This is a genomic window from Cupriavidus sp. FW305-3-2-15-C-LB2, from assembly GCF_058787575.1.
The window spans coordinates 32,903-54,349 of sequence record NZ_JBYSZW010000043.1 but is presented as its reverse complement, the minus strand read 5'-3'; the positions used below and the strand labels follow the sequence as shown (position 1 = coordinate 54,349).

Below are 21,447 nucleotides of genomic sequence, written 5' to 3'. Positions count from 1 at the left end.
GCACGTCCCGGCTCAGCGCGGCGTGGCCGCGACGGGTGCCGGCTGTGCCGCCGCCGGGGATTGCGCCGGAGCCTGAGGTTGCGCTGCGGCCTGGGGCTGGGCTGCTGCCTGAGCCGGTGCCACGGCTTGAGGCTGTGCGGCGGCTTGGGGCCGTGCCACGGCCTGAGGTTGCGCCACGGCCTGCGGCTGCGCCACGGCTTGAGGCCGTGCCACCGCCTGGGGCTGTGCCGCGGCTTGCGGCCGCGCGGCGGGTGCCTGGCGTGCGCCGCCATTGGCCGCCGGGGCGGCCTCGGTCACCTCGCGCCAGCCGCCGCCGAGCGACTTGTACAGCGATACGCGGCTGGTCAGGCCGGCCAGCTTGTACGTGATCAGCGCCTGCTGCGCGGTGTAGAGCTGGCGCTGCGCGTCGAACACGCCGAAGTAGTCGTCCACGCCGTTCTTGAAACGCATTTCCGACAGCCGCCGGGTCTCGCTGCCTTCGCGCACCAGCGCTTCCTGCGCCTGCACCTGGCGCTCGTAGGTGGCGCGTGCCGCCATGCTGTCGGCCACTTCGCGGAACGCGGTCTGGATGGTCTTCTCGTAGTTGGCGATGTTGATGTCCTTGCGCACGTTGGCCGCATCCAGCCCGGCCCGGTTGCGGCCGGCGTCGAAGATCGGCACGGTCAGCTGCGGCGCGAACACCCATGCCATGCCGCCGGAGAACAGCCCCGCCAGGCTGCTGCTGGCCACGCCCAGCGCGCCGGTCAGCGAGATGCGCGGGAAGAACGCCGCGCGTGCCGCGCCGATATTGGCGTTGGCCGCCTTGAGGCGGTGTTCGGCGTTGAGGATGTCGGGGCGGCGCACCAGCACGCTGGACGGCAGCCCTTCGGGGAACTCGCTCACCAGGGTGCGCGCGTCCAGCGGATCTCGCGCGGCGGCGTTGGCGTTGGCCGTTGCCGCGCCGGCATCGGTCACGGATTTCGGCAACGGGCCGCCGATCAGCAAGGACAGCGCGTTCTCATCCTGCGCCACCTGCCGCGTGTATTGCTCAACGCCGACCTGCGAGGTCTGCACCTGGGTTTGCGCGCGATGCTGGTCCAGCTGCGCCATCGCACCAACCTGCCGCCCGCGCCGCACCATCTCCGCCGCGTCCTGCTGCGTCTTCAGCGTGTCCTGCGACAGCTTCAGCAGCGCGCGGTCGGCCAGCAGCGTCAGGTAGGCGTTGGCCACCTCGGACACCAGGCTGATCTGCGCGCTGCGGCGCGCTTCCTCGGTGGCCATGTATTCCTCGAGCGCGGCATGCTTGAGGCTGCGCACCCGGCCGAAGAAATCAAGCTCGAACGCCGTAAAGCCGATGCCCGCGTTGTAGGTGGTGATCTGCGGCGACTGGCCCGCCGCGCGCAGCCGTTGCGGCAACCGCTGCGAGACCATGCCGGCATTGCCTTCCACCGTGGGGAACTGCGCCGCGCGCTCGATCTGGTACAGCGCGCGCGCTTCGTCGATGGCAAGCGTGGCCATGCGCAGGTCGCGGTTGTTGGCCAGCGCCAGTTCGATCAGCTGGCGCAGTTGCGGGTCGACGAAAACATCGCGCCATCCCAGGTCCGCGGCCGAAGGGCCGGCGGGTTGAGCCGGCTGGCCCGGCTGCGCCGCACCGGCCTGCGGGGTGCGGTAGGCAGCGCCCTCCGGCCACGCCGACGGGACCGGCGCGTCGGGGCGCTGGTACTGCGGTTCGAGCGTGCAGGCAGCAAGGGCCAGCACGAGTGCGCCGGGCAGCAGCAGGCGCGGCGGGGGCAGGGTACGGGGGCGTGGCAGGCTTCGCATGGATGGTTCCGGAGAGTGGGGATTGTTATCTGGCATGGTTCAGCCCAGCAGCGCGCGCCGCACAAAGCGCGACAGCGCCAGCTTGGGCTGCCCCTGCCGGGCAATGTTGTGTGCGGGATCGGTGAACAGCAGCCGGATCAGCGCGTGGCGCGCCGCCATGCCGGCGTTCAGGGCGATGCCCAGCAACTGGCCGTCGCGGCGCACCACGCGGCACGGGATCCAGCCGGCCTGCGCCAGCCACAGCGCGCCCTCGGTGCCGGCTGGAATGGCCGGCGCCAGCGGCGTGGTGACGGCAACGCCGTTGCAGGAAAGATCCCTGGTGGTCACGCGGTATTCCTTGCCATCCACGCGCAGCAGCGCTGCCGCGCGGTGCGGGAAGCGCTCTTCCTTGCGCGGGCGCGGCAGTTCCACGCAGACCAGCAGCGAGGCCAGGTACAGCATCAGCGCCACCCCGGTCCAGATGGTGTTGAAGGCGAGCCCTTGCGCATCGGGGTCCACCACCAGGGCGCGGCCCAGTCCCAGCGCGGAGAAGCCCAGCAGCCCCGCGTACAGTGCAGCGAACTTGCCGTGGATCACCAGTTTGGAGCGGTCCAGCCCCTTGTTGGTCACCTTGAAAGGCCGTCCGAACGGCTTGAACATCGCGCTCACCAGCGATGCGGTGACGGCCAGCGCCGCCACGATCTGCGTGACTTCGGTGAAGATCGGCAGCGCGCGCTGGCCGGTGATCCAGATGCTGTACGCCCAGTACGCCACCAGCGCCGGCAGGCCGTAGGCGAGAAACTGCAGCGGCTCGCCATACAGGGTGGAGACTCCGAGGTACCAGTACAGCAGCGGCCCTGCCAGCAGCATCAGCGTGAATGGCCGCGACAGCCAGTGCAACAGGCCGTGCACGTAGTGCAGCCGCTGCATCCCGGTGTAGCCGCGCCCGCGCAGCGGCCCGTCCGCGGTCAGCGCCACCTGGATCGTGCCCAGCCCCCAGCGGCTGCGCTGGCTGATGTACTCGGGCAGGCCTTCGGCTGACAGGCCCACGCTCAGGCGCTCATTGAGCCAGCGCGTGATATAGCCGTGCGGCAGCAGCCGGTAGGTCAGGTGGATGTCCTCGGTCACCGTGCCGGTGGGGAAGCCGCCGATCAGGTCGATCAGGTCGCGCCGCACCACGAACGAGGTGCCGATGCAGAACGCCGCGCCCCAGGCGTCCTTGGCCGGCTGCATCACGTCGAAGAAGGCGCGTTGCTCATCGACCCAGCATTCGGTGGCGCGCAGGTTGTACTGGATCGGATCCGCGTTGTAATAGAACTGAGGTGTCTGCACCACGCCCACGCGCGCATCGCTGAACAGCCCCACGGTGCGCAGCAGGATATTGCGATGCGGCGCGAAGTCGGCGTCCAGCACCAGGATGTAGGGCGCGCCGCCGGCCGCGGCGCTGTGGCGCAGGCCGTTGTTGAGATTGCCGGCCTTGGCGTGGGCGTTGTCCGGGCGCGTCACGTAGTGCGCGCCGACCCGTTCGCAGAACTCGCGCAGCCAGTCGCGGCGGGTGTCGTCCAGCACCCAGACGCGGAAGTCGGGATAGTCGATCGCCAGCGCCGAGACAATGGTCTTCTCCAAAATGTCCAGGCCTTCGTTGTAGGTGGCGATGAAGATGTCCACCGGCGGCACCTGCTTCGCGCGGCGCAAGGCGGCCTCGCCCGCGTCGGCGTCGGGGGTGTGGTTGCTGGTGCGCGCCAGCACCACGATCGACAGCAGCGTATAGGCCAGCGTCATGCATTCGAAGGCAAAGAACACATGGGCCCACACGCTGGCGAAGTTCATCTGCCAGTCGGGCAGCGTTTCGCGGACGCGCCAGGTCAGGTATACCGCCAGCAGCAAGGCGGTGACGCCGCCGAACAGCACGCGGTCCGCCGGCCGGTCTTGCCGGCACAGCATCGAGAGCAGCACCATCGCCAGCAGCACGCCGCCGTTGATGACCAGCAGCGTCTGGTTTTCCAGAAACAGGGCGAACATCGTCACTCCTTGGCGGCGGTGTTGATAGGGGCGGTTGCAGGTGCCGCGGCCGCAATGGCCGGCGGCGGGCAGGACGGTTCCAGGCATCCGCCCGGACGGAAGGGGTTCCAGCGCGCCGCGGCCAGCACGGCCCATGCAGTGGCGCCCAGGTGGGGCAGGTGGAAGTAGTGGAAGTCCTCCGTGGTCGAGGTGGGCCCGATCGACAGCCCGGTGCTGATGCGCGCCTCGGGCGTGGCGTAGAGCATCCCGGACGGCGCCCGCTGCGACAGCAGCAGCTGCCACAGTGGCTGCGCCTGTTGCGCCTGCCCGGCGGCCTGCAGCACCAGCGCGGCCTGCCCGGTGCCTTCGGTCCAGATGCCGTCGGGGCCACCCTTGAAGCCGTAGCCCGCGCCGGCGCGGTGCTTGGCCTCCACCCACGCCAGGTTGCGGCGCCAGTCCTGCGGCGGGTCCGGGATCGCGATCAGCGGCCACAGCACCGCATCCAGCGCGGACGGGCCGGCGTTTGGCGCGCGCCCATCGTCGCGTGTGCCGATGATGAAGCGGCCCTCGCGCGCCTGCCACATGGCGCCGACAAAGCCGCGCGAGCGCGACGCGCCGTCGCGCCAGCGCGGATCGTTGCGCTGGCTGGCGAGCCAGCTGAAGGCGGCATAGGTATCGACGTTGTGCTCGGTTGATTTCCAGCCCTGGCGGGTCTGCTTCGGCTCATGGCCGAAGAAGCCGCCGATGTAGCCGGCGGGCGCGCCCGTGTCGGGCACGGTGGCATGCACCCAGCCCATCAGCGCGGCGGCGCCATCCAGGTAGCGCGCATCGCGGGTGGCCTCATGCACGGCCAGCAGCAGCAGCGCGGCCCAGGCCACGTTACCGGTGGCAGTGCCGGCCTGGTAGGCATCTTCAAACCAGCGCTTGCTGGGCTCGTCCCACCAGCCTGGCAGGGGCACCGCGCCGGCCGGCAGCGGGCCGGCGCGATAGGCGTTGCGCAGGCGCGCATCGCGGAAGTGGCGGTCCTGGCGGGTTGCCTGCAGCACGGCGTCGGCAATGCGGCGCGCTTCGGCGGGACGCTTGCAGGCCACCAGCGCGATGCCGGCCAGCGCGTTGTCGTAGACGAAGGCGGCATTGCGCAGCGCCGGGGCCAGCGGCCCGCCGCCCGGCGCCGGCTCATAGCTGGCGAGAAACAAGGGGCCGTTGCCGCTTTCACGGCTGACGCGCTCGGCCAGGGTCTTGCAGCCGTCGGCCAGCAGGGTCTGCTGGGCAGGCTCGGCAGCGCGCGCCGCGCCTGGCGCCAGCGCGAGCACGGCGGGAAGCAGCGCGCCGGCAACCAGGCGGGGCAGGCGTGCAGTCGGGATCGGCAGTCGCATCCGGGTCTCCTTTGCCTGCGTCGGCGGTTATATCAGCGATGCCCGCAGCTGGCCCAGCCAGCTCTGGTTCAGCGTCACGCGCGCCCAGCGGCCCATGCCGCAATGGCCGGACTGGGTTGGCCCTGCCGCTGCCCGTGCTGCTGCCCCTGACGCCCCGCCAGCCTTGCCGGGCACGTTGCCCAGCGGGCGGTCGAGCTTGGCGATCACATAGATCTCGTTCTTCTCGATCGGCGGGAAGGGCACGAAGTAACGCGCCTGGTCGCCGTCCGGCGCGCGCGGCAGTACCTCTGCCACCGATGCCGGCAACGCCGTGGGCACGCCGTCGACATTCACGTTCAGCCGTGCACCGGGCAGCAGGTTGTCGCTGAGGCTGCGCGGGAACACCGCAACCACGCGCGTCTGCGCGCAGTTGCTAGCGCGCGCCAGGGTGGCGCCGGCGGCCACGCGCATGCCGGGCTGCGCGATCAGGTCTTCGATGGTGCCGGGTTCGGCCGAGCGGATCTCCAGGTTCGAAAGCCGGTCGAGGCGTTCCTGTTCCGTGGCGATCATCTCGTCCACCGACTTGCCATAGGCCTCCAGTTGTTCCAGCTCTGCCGTCAGCTGTGCCGATTCCGCGCCCAGTACCTGGCGCCGCTGGGCCAGCGTGGCGCTGGGGCCGTCGGTGGATGAGGCATAGACCTTGTTGCGCGCGGCCTCGCTCACGCTGACTGCGTTATCGAGCTCGGCCTTGGCCGCTGCCTTGGCATTGGAAAGCATCGACAGCTGGTAGCGCGAGGCATTGGTGTAGGCCTCGCTGACGGCCCCGGCCCACTGCATGTTCTGGTTGCGGTTGACCACTTCCTGCTGCTGGTCTTCCTGTGCCCGGGCCGATGCCAGGCGCGCCTCCAGGGCGCGCACGCGCGCACCGTGCTCGCGTTGCGCAGCGCTGTTGTAGCGCTGCAGGTCCTGCTCGGTGGCGGCCATCAGCCGGCGGTTGCTTTCCAGCCGCGCGCGGGCGGAGTCATGGCGCTGCTGGTTGTCGAGCTTCTTGCCGGTCAGGTCGACCAGCAGCGAACGGTCGATGTTCGGGTTCTGCACGATCATCAGCGCCTGGTTGGCCGAGAACGACTGGCCCGCGGCCACCATCTGCTTCGTCACGATGCCTTCCACGGGAGAAGTCACCAGGCTGACCGGACTGTTCACCACGGCCCGCTCCGACGAGCGCGTAAACACATTTGGAAACATGATTGTCAGTACGGCCCAGATGATGAACAGCACCACGCCGTAGCCCGCCATGCGCGGCACGATGTGCCAGAGCGGCACGGTAACGGGCTGCGGGCGTTGCACCAGGCCGTCGCCGTGGGGCTGGCGCAGCGGAGCCGGTGTCAGCGGGTGTTGTCTGGGTGGTGGATTATTGCGCTGGTCGGCCATGGTGTTGTTCTCCGGCAAGCAAAGTCAAAAAGCGTCCCCGCCGGCATGCACAGGGTGCATGCCGGATGAGCGAAAATTCCACGCAAGCGGGTAGCGTCGCGCAAGGGCTGTCGCGCGGTGCCCGGCTTGCATGTCCCCAATTCAGCTTGTTGTCTGCAGCACGCTCGATGTGGCCAGGCCGTATCGGCGCGCCTTGCATTCGGGCCGACAAGCGGCCCCTGGATTTGCCCGGCTTCATCCGGGCAGAGTTGAACAATGGCCAGTCAATGGCCAAGAAGTGGCAGCCCGCTGACGCAAAGATTCATGCACTCAGGCCACCGCGTGTGAGTTAAAGGCTAGTCAGTTGCCCCGTCGCTTGCTGTAAAAATGTGTAAGGGGAGGCTGTAGCACTGCTTAATACGGCAGTAACATGGCATGCCGTTGCACGACGAATGCAGCACACATTGACGGGGTTTTGACGCTGGTGAAGGAGTTGAATCCGGCAGCGATGGCAGCTGACGCGCGCTGCCGTGACGCGGCTAATCGTCGGCGGCGAGTGGCGGCGCGATGTGCTCCAGCGGCCGCCGTTCGGCGTCGATGCCGAAGCGCAATGCCAGCAGCCCGGCGACGATCACCAGCAGCGCGCCGAAGCCGTAGCCTGCCGCCACGGCTTCGCGGCTGCCGCTTTCAATCAGCGCGCCCAGCAGCACCGGCGCGATAAAGCCGCCGGTGCCGGTGCCCACGGCGTAGAACACCGAGATCGCCAGCGCGCGCATTTCCAGCGGGAAGACTTCGCTGGCGGTCAGGTAGGCGGAGCTGGCCGCGGCCGAGGCCAGGAAGAACACCGCCGACCAGCACAGCGCCTGGCCGCGCGCATCGAGCCAGCCTTCAACGAAGGCCCAGCCGGTCAGTGCCAGCCCGATGCCGGACAGCACGTAGGTGGCGGCAATCATGCGCCGGCGCCCGATGTGGTCGAACAACGGGCCAAGCAGCAGCGGCCCCAGCGCGTTGCCCAACGCAAAGGGAAAGATATACAGCGCCACGCGCGCTTCCGGCACGGCATAGAAGCGTGTCAGCACCAGCGCATAAGTGAAGAAGATTGCGTTGTAGAAGAAGGCCTGCGCCACCATCAGCGCCAGCGTGATCATGCTGCGGCGGCGGAAGCGCCGCAACAGCAGGCGCATGACTTCGCCCACGCCCGGCGCGGCGCGCCGGCGCATCGCCACCGCGACGCAATCCGGTGCCACCGGCGGCAGCGGGCCATGGCGGGCGCGCACCTCGGCCTCGATCGCGGCGATCACGCGCTCGGCCTCTTCCAGCCGGCCATGGGTGGCAAGCCAGCGCGGGCTCTCCGGCACATGCTTGCGCACCAGCACGATGGCCACGGCCAGTACCGCGCCCAGCGCGAAGCAGACGCGCCAGCCCCAGACCGGGCCGAACACGCGCGCATCGAGCAGCACCAGGCTCAACCCGGCGCCGAGTGCCGCGCCCAGCCAGAAGCTGCCGTTGATGGCCAGGTTGACGCGCCCGCGCACGCGCGCCGGGATCAGTTCGTCGATGGCGGAATTGATGGCCGCGTATTCGCCGCCGATGCCAAGGCCGGTAAAAAAGCGGCAGGCCGCAAAGAAGGCAAAGCCGGGAGAGAACGCGGTGGCCAGCGTCGCCACCATGTAGACCGCGAGCGTGGCCAGGAACAGCCGCTTGCGCCCGAGCCGGTCGGCCATGCGCCCGAACACCAGCGCCCCCAGCACCGCGCCGGCGATATAGAGCGAGCCTGACCAGCCGACCTGCGTCGCGGTCAGGCCCAGCGTATCGGGGCGCTCCAGCACGGCGCCGACCGAGCCCACCAGCGTGACTTCGAGGCCATCGAGGACCCAGGCGACGCCCAGCGCAATCGCCACGCGCCAGTGCCAGCGCGACCATGGCAGGCGGTCCAGCCGCCCCGGAATGTCGGTGCGGAATGCGGTGTCGACGGGAAGGCTGGCGAGGGCGGTATCGGTTGGCATTGCCAACCAGTATAGGAAACGGGTGCAAACGGGTGCCGCAGCGTTCAGCGGTACAGCACCGTGGGCAGCCAGAGGCCGATGCCGGGGAAGACGTAGAGCAGCACCAGCGCAATCAGCTGGATGCCCATGAACGGCAGCATGCCCAGGAAGATCTGGTTCAGCGTGACATGCGGCGGCGCCACGCCCTTCAGGTAGAACGCGGCCATTGCCACCGGCGGCGACAGGAAGGCGGTCTGCAGGTTCAGCGCCACCAGCAGCCCGAAGAACAGCGGGTCGATGCCGAAGTTATCCAGCAGCGGGATAAAGATCGGCATGAAGATGATGATGATCTCGGTCCATTCCAGCGGCCAGCCGAGCAGGAAGATGATCAGCTGCGCCAGGATCATGAACTGCACCGGCGACAGGTTCAGCGACAGCACCCACTGCTCGACCAGCGCCTGTCCGCCCAGCAGCGCGAACGCGGCAGAGAAGATCGACGAGCCCACGAACAGCCAGCACACCATGGCGCTGGTCTTGGCCGTCAGCAGCACCGATTCCTTGACCACGCGGAAGTTCAGCTGCCGGTACGCTGCCGCCAGCAGCGCGCCGCCGAGCGAGCCCACCGCCGCGGCTTCGGTCGGCGTGGCCAGCCCGAACACGATCGAGCCCAGCACCGCCAGGATCAGCAGCGCCAGCGGGAAGAACGACGACAGCAGCATCTTGAAGATTTCCAGCCGCGCGAAGCTGAAGCGCCAGTAGAAGTACACCAGCACCGCCGCCACGGCCGCCAGCGTGATCCAGAACCAGCGGGGTGCGGATACTGCAGCCGCCGCCGGCACTGGCGCTGGCTGCGCCCCGGCTTGCGCTGCGGTCGTCGGTGCAGGGGTGGTAGCGGCGGGAGCGGCCGGCGCTGCGGGCGCAGCGGATTCTTCCACTGGCGGCGCCTGCAGGTCGTCGAGTGATGCGCTGCTTTCCTCGGCGCCTCCCATCGACAGCGGTGCCTCCACCGCGACGCTGGCGGCGGGCGCGGTGACCACGCTGTATATCGTTCCCATCACCAATACCACGGCGATCGCCGGCAGCAGCACGATGCCCAGCTGGCGCGCGAACACTGCCGTCGGTAGGTCGGCATTGCGCGGGCCCTTGAGCGCGCGCATCAGGCCGGCACCGAGCGCAGGCAAGGCATGGGTGGCGCCGCGGGCTTCCAGCGTGCGCGCCACCGGCGGCAGCGGCACCACCCGCTCGGCTTCCGGCAGCGGCGGCGCGAGCGCGGGCTTGAGCTTGGCCAGGATCAGGAGGTAGAGGATATAGAGCCCGGTCAGCATCAGGCCCGGGAAGAACGCGCCCGCATAGAGCTGAACCACCGACACGCCCGCGGTGGCGCCGTAGACGATCAGCAGCACCGACGGCGGGATCAGGATGCCCAGGCAACCGCCCGCGGTGACCGCGCCGGCCGACAGCGACGTGCTGTAGCCCGCGCGCAGCATGGCGGGGAAGGCCAGCAGGCCCATCAGCGTGACCACGGCGCCGACGATGCCGGTGGCGGTCGCGAAGATCGCGCAGGTCACCAGCGTGGCCACCGCGAGCGAGCCGGGAATCCACGCCAGCGCAAGGTGCAGGCTGCGGAAGAGCTTTTCGATCAGGTTGGAGCGCTCGACCAGGTAGCCCATGAACACGAACAGCGGGATCGAGATCAGCACGTCGTTGGTCATGACGGCATAGGCCCGCTGCACCATCAGGTCCAGCGTCTGCTGCACCGCGATCGTGGGGTCGGCGTGGCGGTAGGCCAGCCAGGAGAACAGCACGCCCATGCCCATCAGCGTGAACGCGGTGGGGAAGCCCAGCATGATCGCCACCACGATCAGCGCCAGCATCAACAGGCCGAGGTGTCCGTTGGTCCAGTCCGCCGGCGCGGGCATGAACCACGCCACGGCGCCGACGATCAGCACCATCAGGGAAATGCCGAACCACAGTTCTTTCCTCATCGGCCGGCTCCAGGCTGGTCGTCGCGCGGCGGCGGTGACTCGGCCAGCTCAGCGGTAGGGGTGCCTTGCACCATCTCCTTGAGCTGCTCGACATCGACTTCCTCGACATCGCCTTCGCGCGGCGGCCAGCTGCCGTTCGCCAGGCACAGGATGCAGCGGATGGTCTCGGCCGCGCCCTGCAGCAAAAGCAGCGCGCCGGCCACGGGAATCACTGCCTTGAACGGATAGATCGGCGGACCGTCGGCGGCGATGGAAGAGTGTTCGTCCTGTGCCAGCGAGACCTCGAAGAAATCGATGCCCGCCCAGGCCAGCGCGATCACACCGGGGAAGAAGAAGGCCAGGTAGAGCACCAGGTCGATTGACGCCTGCATCCGCGGCGGCAGGAAGCCATAGAGGATGTCGCCGCGCACGTGGCCGCGCTTGGCCAGGGTATACGCGCCGGCCAGCATGAACATCGTGCCGTACAGCATATTGCTGGCATCGAACACCCAGGCGTGCGGCGTGCCCAGCGCATAGCGCGAGAACACCTCGTAGCTGATCATCAGCGTGAGCCCGATGATCAGCCACGCGCCGGCCTGGCCGACGAAGGTGCTGATGCGGTCGATGCCAAGCAGCAGGCGTTGCACGGTATGGCCCCCGGAGTGGTGCGGCTCAGGTGCGTTTGGAGAAGTAGTGGCTCGTTGCCAGCCGGAAATCGACGTTAGTGTCGTTCTGCCAGCGCGTGGCGCGCTCGGCGAAGGCCTTCATCGAATCATTGACCTTCTTGAACATCGGGTTTTCCTTTTCCTTGCGCGCCACGATCTCATCCCATACCTTCAACTGCGCCTGCAGCACCGAGTTGGGGGTCGCGTAGAACTTCACGCCTTGCTTCTGCAGCGCCTGGTAGTCCTTGGAATAGCGGTCGATCGCCTTGATCGACATATCCGCGGACGCCGCTTCCACCGCGTTGGCGATCAGCGCCTTGAGCTTGGCCGGCAGCGCGTCATAGCGCTTGCGGTTGAACAGGATCTCGAACTGCTCCGAGGGCTGGTGGAAGCTGCGCAGCATGCAGACCTTGGACACGTCCTGGAAGCCCAGCGCGCGGTCGGAGCTGGCGTTGTTGAACTCGGCCGCATCGAGCAGCCCGCGGTCCATCGCCGGCACGATCTCCGCGCCCGGCAGCGCGTTCACCGCGGCGCCCAGGCCGGTGAAGATGTCGATCGACAGCCCCACCGTGCGGAACTTCAGCCCCTTGAAGTCTTCCGGCTTGGTGATGGGCTTCTTGAACCAGCCCAGCGGCTGGGTCGGCATCGGGCCATACAGGAACGACACCACGTCCAGGTTGAGGCTGCGGTAGATCTCCTGCTGCAACTCCTTGCCGCCGCCGTACTTGTGCCAGGCCAGCAGCATGTTCGGGTCCATGCCCCAGGCCGGGCCCGAGCCCCACAGCGCCAGCGCCGAGTTCTTGCCATACCAGTACGCGATCACGCCATGGCCGCCGTCCAGCGTGCCCTTGCTGACCGCGTCGATCAGGTCGAAGGCCTTGACCACCGCGCCCGCGGGCAGCAGCTCGATCTTCAGGTCGCCGCCCGACATATTGTTCACCTTGGTGACGAAGTCGCCGGCGAACTCGTGGAAGATGTCCTTGGTGGGCCAGGTGCTCTGCCAGCGCATCGTGACCGGGCCTTGCGCCTTGACGATGGCCGGGAAGCCCATTGCCGCGGCGCCCGCGGCCGCACCGGCGGCCCCCCCAAGGAAGCCGCGCCGGGAAACGCCTGGCTTGGTTTCCACTTCAGGTTTTGCTGCGCCTGCTTTCCTTGTCCTGGATGCCATGACCGCCTCCATTTGCTATGTGTGGGATTACCCGCGAGCGCCGGCCATGGGGGCCGAGACAACTCGCCACTGACGCGAACATCGGAAAAGTCGGGAAATCTGGAGCATGCCGGGCCAGTGGCCGCGCGGCAGGAGCGGGCGTGCAGGTGGCCCGTGATTCCCTTCATGGTAGGAAAGGGACAGGGAACCACAATCTAGGGATTACCCGCGCGGTGTGGGCCCGCGCACTTCGTGGCGGGGCCCGCCGATGCCGCGGATCCGGGGCTGGGCGCTCAGGTGCGGGTGATGCCGACCGTGAACTCGGCCTCCAGCAGCCCCGCTGCATCGGCAGCCTGGCGCACGCGCATCTGGTTCGGGTGGGGTCCCGCGATCGGGTCCTGCGTGGTGGCGCGCGACGGCACGCCGTGCGCGCGGTAGGCCGGGTGGCTGCCCAGCACCTCGCGGTTCAGGGTATCGCTGAAGTACAGCTGGCTGGTCAGGGCTTCCGACCGCCCCAGCAGCACCTTGAAGTGGATATGGATGGCGCGTGGCGCGTACCAGCCGGGATAGATCGACGTGAACGTGGCCACGCCGTCCTGGCTGGTGGGCTGGACGCCACGCAGGAAACGCGCCTGGCGGTTGCCGCGGCCCTCGCCGCTGTAGCTGCCGTCGGCATCGCAGTGCCAGATGCTGACCAGCGCACCCGGCACCGGCGCGCAGCCGCGCCCGGCATCCACCACCCGGATGCACAGCCGCAAGGGTTGGCCAGGGCGGTCGTCGCGGATGTCGGTGCGCACCAGGGCGTCGTCGAGGTAGAAGGGGCCTTCGGTGGCGGCGGGCGTCAGCAGGCAGGCGGCGGGGGTGGCTGCTGCCGCCGCGGGCGCGATGCCGGCAGCGGCAAGCAGGCCGCCCAACTCATGCAGGAAGCGGCGGCGCGCCGCGTCGGTGGCTGCCGCGCTGTCGGCGCCAATTGCCGGGCGCACTGTCATGGTGGGCTCCGAGGTGATCCGGGTGCGCCTTGCGGCGCGTGGTGCTGCCGCGCCGGCGCCGAGACGTCAGCGTCCCATCGCCTTGAGCATCGAGTAGCCGTGGCTGGTAATGCGCGGCTCCTGCCGGCGGCCGTGCAGGATCTCAAGTTGTACGAGTTGCTTTTCGACCAGTGCCTTCAGGTCGATGGGGTCGATCTGGCGGGAATCGCTGGAATCGAGAGAATCGGGGCCGTCGCTCAGCAATAGCAGCGTGGCAAATTCATGCGGGCTCAGCACGTTCGTCTCCTTGGCTAGAGGGGGGCGTTTGCTGGGAGTCTGCGCGGCGCAGCAGCGCCAAACGCGGGAAGATTGTCAGAAGCCCTGGAGACGATGCGGCACATGCCGCCCATGCGTGCTGCGCCGCGGTGAAATGCTGCGGCGCGGCATCCTGTCTCCGGCGACTAATTGGTTTGACGAGGCCGGCAGCACGCGGTTCCGTGCAACCGCTCGCGGTTACATGTGACCGGGCGTCGCACGCCGTGATCGTCATCCGCCGCTCATTATCAGCCTGTCACGATGACAATGTGATGGCCATGCCGGTACTGTGGAATTGGGCGGCAGCCTACCGCCCATTGCACCGCTTGCGCCGCATCGCGGCGTCTATCGGTCCTGCTGCTCGCGCCACGCCTCGTACAGGTCGATGCCCTCGTCGCGCGCCGGTACATAGGCCAGCGTCATCTCCCGTTGCTCCAGCGGCCGGGCCAGCTCGATATAACCGCGCTCCGCGGACAGGTCGTAGGGTTCGCCGTCTTCATTGGAGTAGGCGTAGTAGACCGCCTTCACGCCGGCCAGATACATTGCCGACAGGCACATCGAGCAGGGGTAGCCGCTGGCGTACACCGTGCAGCCGCTCAGGTCCGGCTTGCCCAGTGCCCGGCTGGCGGCGCGCACGGCCTGCATTTCGGCGTGTGCACTCGGGTCGCAGGTGGCGTCTACCTGGTTGACCGCGCGGGCCAGCACCTCGCCGTCCCTGACGACCACGGCGCCAAAGGGCCAGGTATTGCGTTCGCGCACGTTCTCCATGGCGAGGCGGATGGAATCAAGCAGATAGGCTTCTGTCGTGGACACGCGTTGTCTCCCTTGAGGCCTGGCCCGTGCAGGCGGACGATGGTTCGGGCCTCGGGACTATAGGCCAGCGTGCGCGGGCATGGTGGCGTGGGTTGTTATAGGGCGTATTTGGGCCTTGCGCGTGCAGCACCGGTTATTGGCGATGGCACTGGCGTGCATTCGAATCCATAACTTCGCGCGGCGTGGCCGGCATGACAGAATGCACCGGACCGCATCGACACCCCTTACACCCGACGCATCCGCACGGAGGAAAGAACATGCTGGCGGCGCGCCTGTCCATCTGCCTTGCCCTGGTCATTGCCATGCTGATATCCACCCCAGCCGCCGCCGCCGGCGGCCCGCCCGAACAACAGTTGCGCGAGGCCGCGGCTAGCGGCAACGCCGCGCAGGTCACCGCACTGCTTGGCCAGGGCGCCAGCATCGATGACCGCGATGCGCAGGGACGCACGGCGCTGCTGCTGGCCACGCACCACAACCGCGTGCAGGCGGCCAGGGTCCTGGTCGATGCCGGCGCCGACGTGAACGCGAAAGATGCCATCCACGACAGCCCCTACCTGTACGCCGGCGCGCGCGGCTACAACGAGATCCTGCGCCTGACGCTGGCCCATGGCGCGGACCTGCGCAGCACCAACCGCTACGGCGGCACCGCGCTGATTCCCGCCGCCGAGCGCGGCCATGTCGAGACCGTGCGCACGCTGATCGCGGCCGGCGTGGCGGTGAACCATGTCAACAAGCTCAAGTGGACGGCCCTGCTGGAGGCCATCATCCTTGGCAACGGCGGGCAGGCCCATACCGAGATCGTGCGCCTGCTGGTCAAGGCGGGCGCCGACGTGAACCTGGCCGACGGCGACGGCGTGTCGCCGCTGCAGCATGCGCGCCAGCGCGGCTATACGCAGATCGAACAGATTCTCAGCGCCGCCGGCGCACGCTGAACCCTGCGCCGCAAGGCGGCTCGCTCTCGCCTGCCTCATATATACTGTCAGTGTGCATACAAAATGGTGAGAGCGATGTCTGCGAGAGCAAAACGCAACGCAACGAGTGGCAGTCATGAGGTGGCGGATGCCATGCCGGAAGCCGATCCGGCAAAGGAATTGCTCTGGGCCCGCCCGGGCTTCCTGGTGCGGCGCTTGCACCAGATCCACGTCGCGATGTTCTTCGAGGAGTGCAAGTCGCCCAATATCACGCCCGTGCAATATGCCATCCTGACGGTGCTGTCGGTGCTGCCGGGATTGGACCAGACTTCGCTCGGGCAAGAGGTCGGCCTGGACCGGACCACGACCGCCGACGTCGTGCGCCGGCTCGAGGAGCGCGGGCTGGTAGAGCGCCGCGACAACCCCGCCGACCGGCGCACCCGCCACGTCCACCTGACGCGGGAAGGCAAGAGCGTGGTCACGGCGCTGCGTGGCGACATGGCGCGTGCGCAGGAGCGCATGCTGGCGCCGCTGAAGCCCGCCCAGCGCGAAGTGTTCATGGACCTGCTGGCGACGCTGGTGGAAGCCAACAACCAGTACAGCCGCACCGTGCTGCGCAGCATGTGAGCCCGGCGGCGGGCGCAAGGCCCCCCGCGCCCCAACGCGCGCTAGACCGGGTAGACCAGGTCGTTGGCGATGATGGTGGTGTCGTAGACAACCTGCCGCTCGCGCAGCAGCAGGCTGCCACCCTGGCGGCGGAAGCGGTCGTAGTAGGTCCCCGCCAGGTGGATCGTGGTGGGGCCCTCCACCAGTGTCTGCAGCAGCATGTAGTTGGCCTGTGCCACGATATCGCCGTCCGCGGTTTCGTCGCTGACCCGCGTGTTGGTCACCAGGTGCAGGTTGTAGCGCGGCGCGAACATCTGGGTATTGGCAATCGCAGCGGCGCGGTCGCGCATCATGCCCACCCCTTCGGCGTAGACCAGCCCCACCGGCAGGTTGCGCTCGGCATTCTCGCGCGCGGTGATCCGGTAGAGCGCATCCTCGGTGAAGAAGCGGGGCCATTGCTCCACCAGGCCGGCGTCGAGCACCGCGCAGTATTCCGCGTGGAAGGCCTCGATCTCCAGTCGCAGTTCAATGGCGCGCGCGGTGCCGAGGGCGCTCTCGCGATAGAGGGAATAGTTCATCGGTTTCATATTCTGGGAATCCCGTTAGCCGCCGTTCAGAACCCCATCACGCCGCGGTAGTACTGGTACATCGCACGGATGGCGGATTCGGAGATCAGGGAGTTGGAGGTGCCGACCTGGTCCGGGTCCAGCTTGAGCACATTGAGGTCGCTGCTGGAGCGGCGCACGCCTTCCTGCACGAACTTCATCGCCTCGTTGTCTTCCAACCCCAGGAAGCCAGCGGGGCCCATCAGGTTGCCTTGGCGCAGGCGGTGCTGCGTCATCTCCTCGGTATCATCCTCGTAGCCGAACATGGTCCACAGCATCAGCATGCTGTCCGGCCCGTTGGGCACGATCTGGCGCACGCCGAGGGTGTTCATTTCGCGCTGCACGATCAGGTTCGGCCAGATCGTCTGCATCGTCACCGACCAAGGCGAATCGAACTCTTTCACATATTCCAGGAAGCGTTCGTCCTCCAGACGCATGCCTTCATGGTATGAGCGCATCTCCTTCTTGTTCTCGTCGCTGACGGCCGCGTACTTGTCTTCCTTCTTCGCCGACGCCATGGTGCCGTGCCGCCCGTGCACGGGATCGGCGATCATGGCGCTTTCGTTGCCCGCCACCAGCAGTCCGAACACCACCAGGAAGGAGTGCAGCAACGTGGCGTGGTACGGGTCCTTGAGGTTCTCGTGGTACATCTTCCAGTTGCACGGAAGTTCGTTCTTGTAGTACCCGAGCACCTTGAGCGGCTTGCCGTTGAAGACGATGTCGAAGTCCTTGAGGATCTCCGGCGTCAGGTAGTCTTCCAGGCTTTCCATGTCCGCCGCGTACGAGGCGAAGATCACGCCGTTGCGCGTGGCCACGTTCAGCTTGACCAAGCCGTGGTCCTCGTTGCGGAAGTCCCTGGGCATGCCACCCGCGCGATTGACGCCGCGCTTGAACGGAACGCCCTGCAGGTTGCCCTTGAGGTCGTAGGACCACTGGTGATAGGGGCAGACGAATTCCTTTGCATTGCCCTGGCTGTGGCGGCAGAACTCGGCGCCGCGGTGCGCGCAGCGATTTTCGAAGACGTTGACCGAGCCGTCTTCGGCGCGCGACACCACCACCGGCGTCGCGCCGACATAGGAGCGCTTGTAGTCGCCGGCGTTGGGGATCTCCGCTTCGAGCGCGACGTAGTTCCAGGAGCGTCCGCGAAAGATCTTCTGCAGCTCGAGGTCATGCACCTCCTTGCTGGTGTAGACCCAGTCCGGGATGTAGTGCAGGCTGTCTTCGGGCCAACGGCAGTCGGCCAGGTCGGCGTCTTTCTTGCCCAGCGTGTGCTGGATCACAGCTTGTGTCTGGTACATGTGGGAGTCCTTTCAGAGTGTAGCGGGGCTGGCCGCTGCCGTAGGGAGGTCGCGCACCAGCTGTCGCAGCGGCATGGCGTCATCGCACAGCCGTGGCAGCAGGTCTTCGACGGCATGGCCGAAGAGCGCGCGCAGCGGCCGCAGGTCGCCGCCGGCATTGATGGCGATGGCGTGGCTGAGCCGGCCGTGCCGGGTGCCGAGCAGCATGAACCTGGGGCAGGGCGCGTCGCTGGCGGCGATGCCGCGCCAGGCATAGCGGGTATCGGGAGTGGCCGCGCCGAGCATCTGCACGTTGCAGCCGAACTGGTCGGTCCAGAACCACGGCATCGCCGCGGGTTCGGCCTGCACGCCCAGCATGGCGGCGGCGGCGATGCGCGCCTGCTCGTTGGCGCTTTGCCAGGATTCCAGCCGCATGTGGGCGCCGAGCCGGGGCTGGTACTGGCTGCAGCAGTCGCCCGCGGCATAGATGCCGGCCGCGCTGGTGCGGCCCTGCTGGTCGACCTGGATGCCGCCGTTGGCGGGGTCCAGCGCCAGGCCGGCGGCGGCGCCGAGCGCCACCTCGGGCGTCAGCCCGATCGCGACCACCACCAGCGGCGCCTGCAACGCCGCGCCGTCCGCAAGCCTGACCTGCACGCCATCGGCCTGCGGCACCAGGGCCGCGATGCCGCAGCCGAGCCGCAGCTCGACGCCTTGCGCAAGCACGCGCTGCGCCAGCCAGCTGCCAAGCTCAGGCGGCAGCGCGCGGCCGAGCAGCCGGTCGGCGCTTTCGATCAGCGTGACCCGGAGGCCGAGGCCGGCCGCGGTCGAGGCCGTTTCCAGGCCAAGGAAGCCGCCGCCGATCACGATCACTTCGCGCGCGCGCTGCATGGCATCGCGCAGGCGGGCGGCGTCGTCGAGCGTGCGCAGGTAGTGCACGCGGGGCGTGCCCGGGGGAAGCGTAGGCAGGACGCGCGCATTGCCGCCTGTGGCGAGCAGGCAGGCGGCGTAGCGAATGGCCTCGCCATCGGCGCAGTGCGCCACGCTGTGCGCGGGGTCCAGCGCGGTGACCGTGGTGCCAAGCCGCAGCTCGATCTCCTGCCCGGCATAGAAGCCGGCGGGGTGCACGCCGATCTTGCCGTCCTGCGCGGCATCGGCGAGCACGGACTTGGACAGCGGCGGGCGTTCGTACGGTGCATGGCGTTCGCCGCCGGCCATGACGATGCGGCCGCGATGGCCGAGCCTGCGCAGTTCGGCAGCGGCCATCGCGCCTGCCTGGCCGGCGCCGACAATCAGGATGGGCGTGTCTTGTGGCATGCTCGGCTCCTTCAAAGCTCGACCCACACCCGGCTGTCTTCGAACTTGACCGGGTAGGTGCGGATGTCGCTGGTGGCAGGCGCGCACATCGCCTTGCCGGAGCGGATGTCGAAGCGGGCCTGGTGCAGCGGGCACTCGATGCAGCCGTCTTCCAGGTAGCCGTCGGACAGCAGCGCGTACTGGTGCGTGCAGACGTTGTCGGTGACGAAGTACTGGTCGTCGCTGCGATAGACGGCGAGCTGGCGGTCCCCCAGCGTGAGCGGCATTACCTCGTCGTTCCGCAGGCCGTGGACGGCGTCGATTTCAATCCATGCCATGGCGATCTCCGTGAATTTGATTTGTCAGTATGCTGAATATATAAGATCAGTGTACTGATGTTTTATGCTCGCAGTATTCTGGTTAACCCTGGCCCGGGTTGGCCGCGCCGGATCCGGCTGGCCCCACCGCGGGCGCGCCGGCCTGCAGCGACGGGCGGGCCTGCCAGCGCGCCAGGATCTCGCCCATGATGCCGCGGCGGAACGTCAGCACGCACACCACGAAGATCAGCCCCGTCACCATGCTGACCGATTCGCCCAGCGTTTCGAACCAGCCGATGCCGGTCATGGCCGCGAGCGCATTGCCGGCGTCGCCCAGCTTGTTTTCCAGCGCCACGATCACCAGCGCGCCGACCAGCGGGCCCGACAACGTGCCCATGCCGCCGACCAGCGTCATCAGGATGACCGTGCCCGACATCATCCAGTGCACGTCGGTGAGCGTGGCAAAGCCCAGCACCAGGGTCTTGAGCGCGCCCGCCAGCCCGGCCAGCGCCGACGACAGCACGAACGCCAGCAGCTTGAAGCGGTCCGCGTCATAGCCCAGCGAGATGGCACGCGGCTCGTTCTCCTTGATCGCACGCAGGATCTGCCCGAACGGCGAGTTGACGATGCGCATGATGCCGAGGAAGGCCGCGGCGGTGATCAGCAGCACGACGTAGTACATGGTGTGGTCCGACGCCAGCGGCAGCACGCCGAACAGGTCGCCCCGCGGCACCGCCTGGAGGCCGTCTTCGCCACCGGTCGCGGGCGCCTGCAGGCAGAAGAAATAGAACATCTGCGCCAGCGCCAGCGTGATCATGGCGAAGTAAATGCCCTGCCTGCGTATTGCCAGTGCACCAAACACCAGGCCGAGCAGGGCACCGAACGCGGTGCCTGCGAGCAGGCCAAGCTCCGGCGTCAGCTGCAGGAACTTCATCGCATAGCCGCAGGCATAGGCGGCGCCGCCGAAGAAGGCCGCATGGCCGAACGACACCAGCCCGGTGTAGCCCAGCAGCAGGTTGAAGGCGCAGGCAAAGAGCGCGAAGCACAGCAGCTTCATCACCAGCACCGGGTAGGCGCCCAGCCAGGGCGCGAGCAGCAGGACCGCCAGCAGCAGTCCGTAGGCGAAGGTTGCACGCTTTCCGCTTGCCATCATTTTTCCTTTCCAAAGAGCCCGGCGGGGCGCACCAGCAGCACGCACACCATGGCGACGAAGACCACCGTCGCGGAGGCTTCGGGGTAGTAGACCTTGGTAATACCCTCGAAGACACCCAGGCCAAGTCCGGTGAAGATCGAGCCCAGGATCGACCCCATGCCGCCGATCACCACCACGGCGAAGACCGTGATGATCAGATTCTGGCCCATCAGCGGCGAGACCTGCATCACCGGCGCGGCCAGCACGCCCGCCAGCGCGGCCAGGCCCACGCCGAACGCGTAGGTCAGCGTCACCAGCAGCGGCACGTTGACGCCGAAGGCCTCGACCATGCGCGGATTCTCGGTGCCGGCGCGCAGGTAGGCGCCCAGTCGCGTCTTCTCGATCATGAACCAGGTGGCAAAGCACACCGCCAGCGACGCCAGCACCACCCATGCGCGGTAGTTGGGAAGCACCATGAAGCCCAGCTGGCTCACGCCAGACAAGCCTTCAGGCGTGGGATAGGGCAGGCCTGAGACGCCATAGATCGAGCGCAGCGCGCCTTCGATCAGCAGGCAGATGCCCAGCGTCAGCAGCAGCCCGTACAGGTGGTCGAAGCGGTAGAGGTGGCGCAGCATGGTGCGCTCAAGCACCACGCCGAGCGCCCCGGCCAGCACCGGTGCCAGCACCAGCATCAGCCAGTAGTTGAGCCCGAGATAGTTCAGGCCCATCCAGGCCAGCACCGCGCCGAGCATGAACAGCGCGCCGTGCGCAAAGTTGATCACGTTGAGCAGGCCGAAGATCACGGCCAGGCCCAGGCTCAGGATCGCGTAGAACGAGCCGTTGACCAGCCCCAGCAGTAACTGGCTCAGCAGCGCGGGCAGGGGCACTCCAAACAATTCCATGA

General features: G+C 67.9%; 19 protein-coding genes. 2 read left to right on the top strand and 17 right to left on the bottom strand.

What is annotated here, in order from left to right; translation table 11 throughout:
* Positions 1 to 12: 12 nt before the first annotated feature.
* The 11 genes from AC3WRR_RS26060 to AC3WRR_RS26010 form a co-directional block, all read right to left on the bottom strand.
* Positions 13 to 1,800 carry an efflux transporter outer membrane subunit gene (locus AC3WRR_RS26060; protein WP_492298539.1) on the bottom strand — a complete coding sequence of 596 codons (1,788 nt, stop codon included), beginning with the start codon at positions 1,798 to 1,800 and terminating at the stop codon, positions 13 to 15.
* A gap of 39 nt (positions 1,801 to 1,839) precedes the next feature.
* Complete coding sequence (locus AC3WRR_RS26055) at positions 1,840 to 3,801, bottom strand: glycosyltransferase (protein WP_010814229.1); 1,962 nt, start codon at positions 3,799 to 3,801, stop codon at positions 1,840 to 1,842.
* Positions 3,802 to 3,803: 2 nt separating this feature from the next.
* Positions 3,804 to 5,156, bottom strand: coding sequence for a hypothetical protein (locus AC3WRR_RS26050; protein ID WP_058698591.1), 1,353 nt, complete (start codon positions 5,154 to 5,156; stop codon positions 3,804 to 3,806).
* A 27-nt stretch (positions 5,157 to 5,183) separates the two neighbouring features.
* Positions 5,184 to 6,566 carry an HlyD family secretion protein gene (locus AC3WRR_RS26045; protein ID WP_010814227.1) on the bottom strand — a complete coding sequence of 461 codons (1,383 nt, stop codon included), beginning with the start codon at positions 6,564 to 6,566 and terminating at the stop codon, positions 5,184 to 5,186.
* A gap of 518 nt (positions 6,567 to 7,084) precedes the next feature.
* Positions 7,085 to 8,551, bottom strand: a complete 1,467-nt coding sequence (locus AC3WRR_RS26040) for an MFS transporter (protein ID WP_010814226.1) — start codon at positions 8,549 to 8,551, stop codon at positions 7,085 to 7,087.
* A gap of 44 nt (positions 8,552 to 8,595) precedes the next feature.
* Entirely contained in the window at positions 8,596 to 10,515 is a 1,920-nt protein-coding gene (locus tag AC3WRR_RS26035) for a TRAP transporter large permease (RefSeq protein WP_011616802.1), read from the bottom strand.
* Positions 10,512 to 11,141, bottom strand: a complete 630-nt coding sequence (locus AC3WRR_RS26030; RefSeq protein ID WP_011616803.1) for a TRAP transporter small permease subunit — start codon at positions 11,139 to 11,141, stop codon at positions 10,512 to 10,514. Before AC3WRR_RS26030 ends, AC3WRR_RS26035 begins: the two co-directional genes overlap by 4 nt.
* A gap of 25 nt (positions 11,142 to 11,166) precedes the next feature.
* On the bottom strand, positions 11,167 to 12,210 hold the full coding sequence (locus AC3WRR_RS26025) for a TRAP transporter substrate-binding protein (protein ID WP_010814223.1): 1,044 nt from the start codon (positions 12,208 to 12,210) through the stop codon (positions 11,167 to 11,169).
* A 389-nt stretch (positions 12,211 to 12,599) separates the two neighbouring features.
* Complete coding sequence (locus AC3WRR_RS26020; RefSeq protein ID WP_010813517.1) at positions 12,600 to 13,295, bottom strand: intradiol ring-cleavage dioxygenase; 696 nt, start codon at positions 13,293 to 13,295, stop codon at positions 12,600 to 12,602.
* Between the two features lie 66 nt (positions 13,296 to 13,361).
* Entirely contained in the window at positions 13,362 to 13,571 is a 210-nt protein-coding gene (locus AC3WRR_RS26015) for a hypothetical protein (RefSeq protein WP_010813516.1), read from the bottom strand.
* A 363-nt stretch (positions 13,572 to 13,934) separates the two neighbouring features.
* Complete coding sequence (locus AC3WRR_RS26010) at positions 13,935 to 14,402, bottom strand: nucleoside deaminase (RefSeq protein ID WP_010813515.1); 468 nt, start codon at positions 14,400 to 14,402, stop codon at positions 13,935 to 13,937.
* Positions 14,403 to 14,659: 257 nt separating this feature from the next.
* On the opposite strand from AC3WRR_RS26010, the gene AC3WRR_RS26005 reads away from it, so the two are divergent.
* A complete protein-coding gene (locus tag AC3WRR_RS26005) occupies positions 14,660 to 15,334 on the top strand; it encodes an ankyrin repeat domain-containing protein (protein WP_454749137.1) in 675 nt (224 codons plus the stop codon).
* A 132-nt stretch (positions 15,335 to 15,466) separates the two neighbouring features.
* Positions 15,467 to 15,940 (top strand): MarR family winged helix-turn-helix transcriptional regulator, encoded by a 474-nt coding sequence (locus tag AC3WRR_RS26000; RefSeq protein ID WP_010813513.1) that lies wholly within the window; start codon positions 15,467 to 15,469, stop codon positions 15,938 to 15,940.
* Positions 15,941 to 15,981: 41 nt separating this feature from the next.
* Here AC3WRR_RS26000 and AC3WRR_RS25995 read toward each other — a convergent pair whose 3' ends face one another.
* The 6 genes from AC3WRR_RS25995 to AC3WRR_RS25970 form a co-directional block, all read right to left on the bottom strand.
* On the bottom strand, positions 15,982 to 16,497 hold the full coding sequence (locus tag AC3WRR_RS25995; RefSeq protein ID WP_011616805.1) for an aromatic-ring-hydroxylating dioxygenase subunit beta: 516 nt from the start codon (positions 16,495 to 16,497) through the stop codon (positions 15,982 to 15,984).
* Positions 16,498 to 16,532: 35 nt separating this feature from the next.
* Complete coding sequence (locus AC3WRR_RS25990; RefSeq protein WP_492298537.1) at positions 16,533 to 17,822, bottom strand: aromatic ring-hydroxylating dioxygenase subunit alpha; 1,290 nt, start codon at positions 17,820 to 17,822, stop codon at positions 16,533 to 16,535.
* A gap of 12 nt (positions 17,823 to 17,834) precedes the next feature.
* The gene (locus AC3WRR_RS25985) at positions 17,835 to 19,115 is read right to left on the bottom strand and encodes an NAD(P)/FAD-dependent oxidoreductase (protein ID WP_010813510.1); all 1,281 of its coding nucleotides are present in this window, start codon (positions 19,113 to 19,115) and stop codon (positions 17,835 to 17,837) included.
* Positions 19,116 to 19,126: 11 nt separating this feature from the next.
* Positions 19,127 to 19,432, bottom strand: coding sequence for a non-heme iron oxygenase ferredoxin subunit (locus AC3WRR_RS25980; protein WP_010813509.1), 306 nt, complete (start codon positions 19,430 to 19,432; stop codon positions 19,127 to 19,129).
* Between the two features lie 82 nt (positions 19,433 to 19,514).
* Complete coding sequence (locus AC3WRR_RS25975; RefSeq protein WP_011616808.1) at positions 19,515 to 20,561, bottom strand: branched-chain amino acid ABC transporter permease; 1,047 nt, start codon at positions 20,559 to 20,561, stop codon at positions 19,515 to 19,517.
* The gene (locus AC3WRR_RS25970; protein ID WP_010813507.1) at positions 20,561 to 21,445 is read right to left on the bottom strand and encodes a branched-chain amino acid ABC transporter permease; all 885 of its coding nucleotides are present in this window, start codon (positions 21,443 to 21,445) and stop codon (positions 20,561 to 20,563) included. The genes AC3WRR_RS25975 and AC3WRR_RS25970 overlap by 1 nt, the downstream gene beginning before the upstream one ends.
* Between the last annotated feature and the right edge of the window lie 2 nt (positions 21,446 to 21,447).

What these genes read in the sequence shown, in the direction of transcription:
- AC3WRR_RS26060 (WP_492298539.1), bottom strand. Translation starts at nt 1,800, where the DNA reads ATGCGAAGCCTGCCACGCCCCCGTACCCTGCCCCCGCCGCGCCTGCTG.
- AC3WRR_RS26055 (WP_010814229.1), bottom strand. Translation starts at nt 3,801, where the DNA reads ATGTTCGCCCTGTTTCTGGAAAACCAGACGCTGCTGGTCATCAACGGC.
- AC3WRR_RS26050 (WP_058698591.1), bottom strand. Translation starts at nt 5,156, where the DNA reads ATGCGACTGCCGATCCCGACTGCACGCCTGCCCCGCCTGGTTGCCGGC.
- AC3WRR_RS26045 (WP_010814227.1), bottom strand. Translation starts at nt 6,566, where the DNA reads ATGGCCGACCAGCGCAATAATCCACCACCCAGACAACACCCGCTGACA.
- AC3WRR_RS26040 (WP_010814226.1), bottom strand. Translation starts at nt 8,551, where the DNA reads ATGCCAACCGATACCGCCCTCGCCAGCCTTCCCGTCGACACCGCATTC.
- AC3WRR_RS26035 (WP_011616802.1), bottom strand. Translation starts at nt 10,515, where the DNA reads ATGAGGAAAGAACTGTGGTTCGGCATTTCCCTGATGGTGCTGATCGTC.
- AC3WRR_RS26025 (WP_010814223.1), bottom strand. Translation starts at nt 12,210, where the DNA reads ATGGGCTTCCCGGCCATCGTCAAGGCGCAAGGCCCGGTCACGATGCGC.
- AC3WRR_RS26020 (WP_010813517.1), bottom strand. Translation starts at nt 13,295, where the DNA reads ATGACAGTGCGCCCGGCAATTGGCGCCGACAGCGCGGCAGCCACCGAC.
- AC3WRR_RS26005 (WP_454749137.1), top strand. Translation starts at nt 14,660, where the DNA reads ATGCTGGCGGCGCGCCTGTCCATCTGCCTTGCCCTGGTCATTGCCATG.
- AC3WRR_RS26000 (WP_010813513.1), top strand. Translation starts at nt 15,467, where the DNA reads ATGCCGGAAGCCGATCCGGCAAAGGAATTGCTCTGGGCCCGCCCGGGC.
- AC3WRR_RS25995 (WP_011616805.1), bottom strand. Translation starts at nt 16,497, where the DNA reads ATGAACTATTCCCTCTATCGCGAGAGCGCCCTCGGCACCGCGCGCGCC.
- AC3WRR_RS25990 (WP_492298537.1), bottom strand. Translation starts at nt 17,822, where the DNA reads ATGTACCAGACACAAGCTGTGATCCAGCACACGCTGGGCAAGAAAGAC.
- AC3WRR_RS25985 (WP_010813510.1), bottom strand. Translation starts at nt 19,115, where the DNA reads ATGCCACAAGACACGCCCATCCTGATTGTCGGCGCCGGCCAGGCAGGC.
- AC3WRR_RS25980 (WP_010813509.1), bottom strand. Translation starts at nt 19,432, where the DNA reads ATGGCATGGATTGAAATCGACGCCGTCCACGGCCTGCGGAACGACGAG.
- AC3WRR_RS25975 (WP_011616808.1), bottom strand. Translation starts at nt 20,561, where the DNA reads ATGGCAAGCGGAAAGCGTGCAACCTTCGCCTACGGACTGCTGCTGGCG.
- AC3WRR_RS25970 (WP_010813507.1), bottom strand. Translation starts at nt 21,445, where the DNA reads ATGGAATTGTTTGGAGTGCCCCTGCCCGCGCTGCTGAGCCAGTTACTG.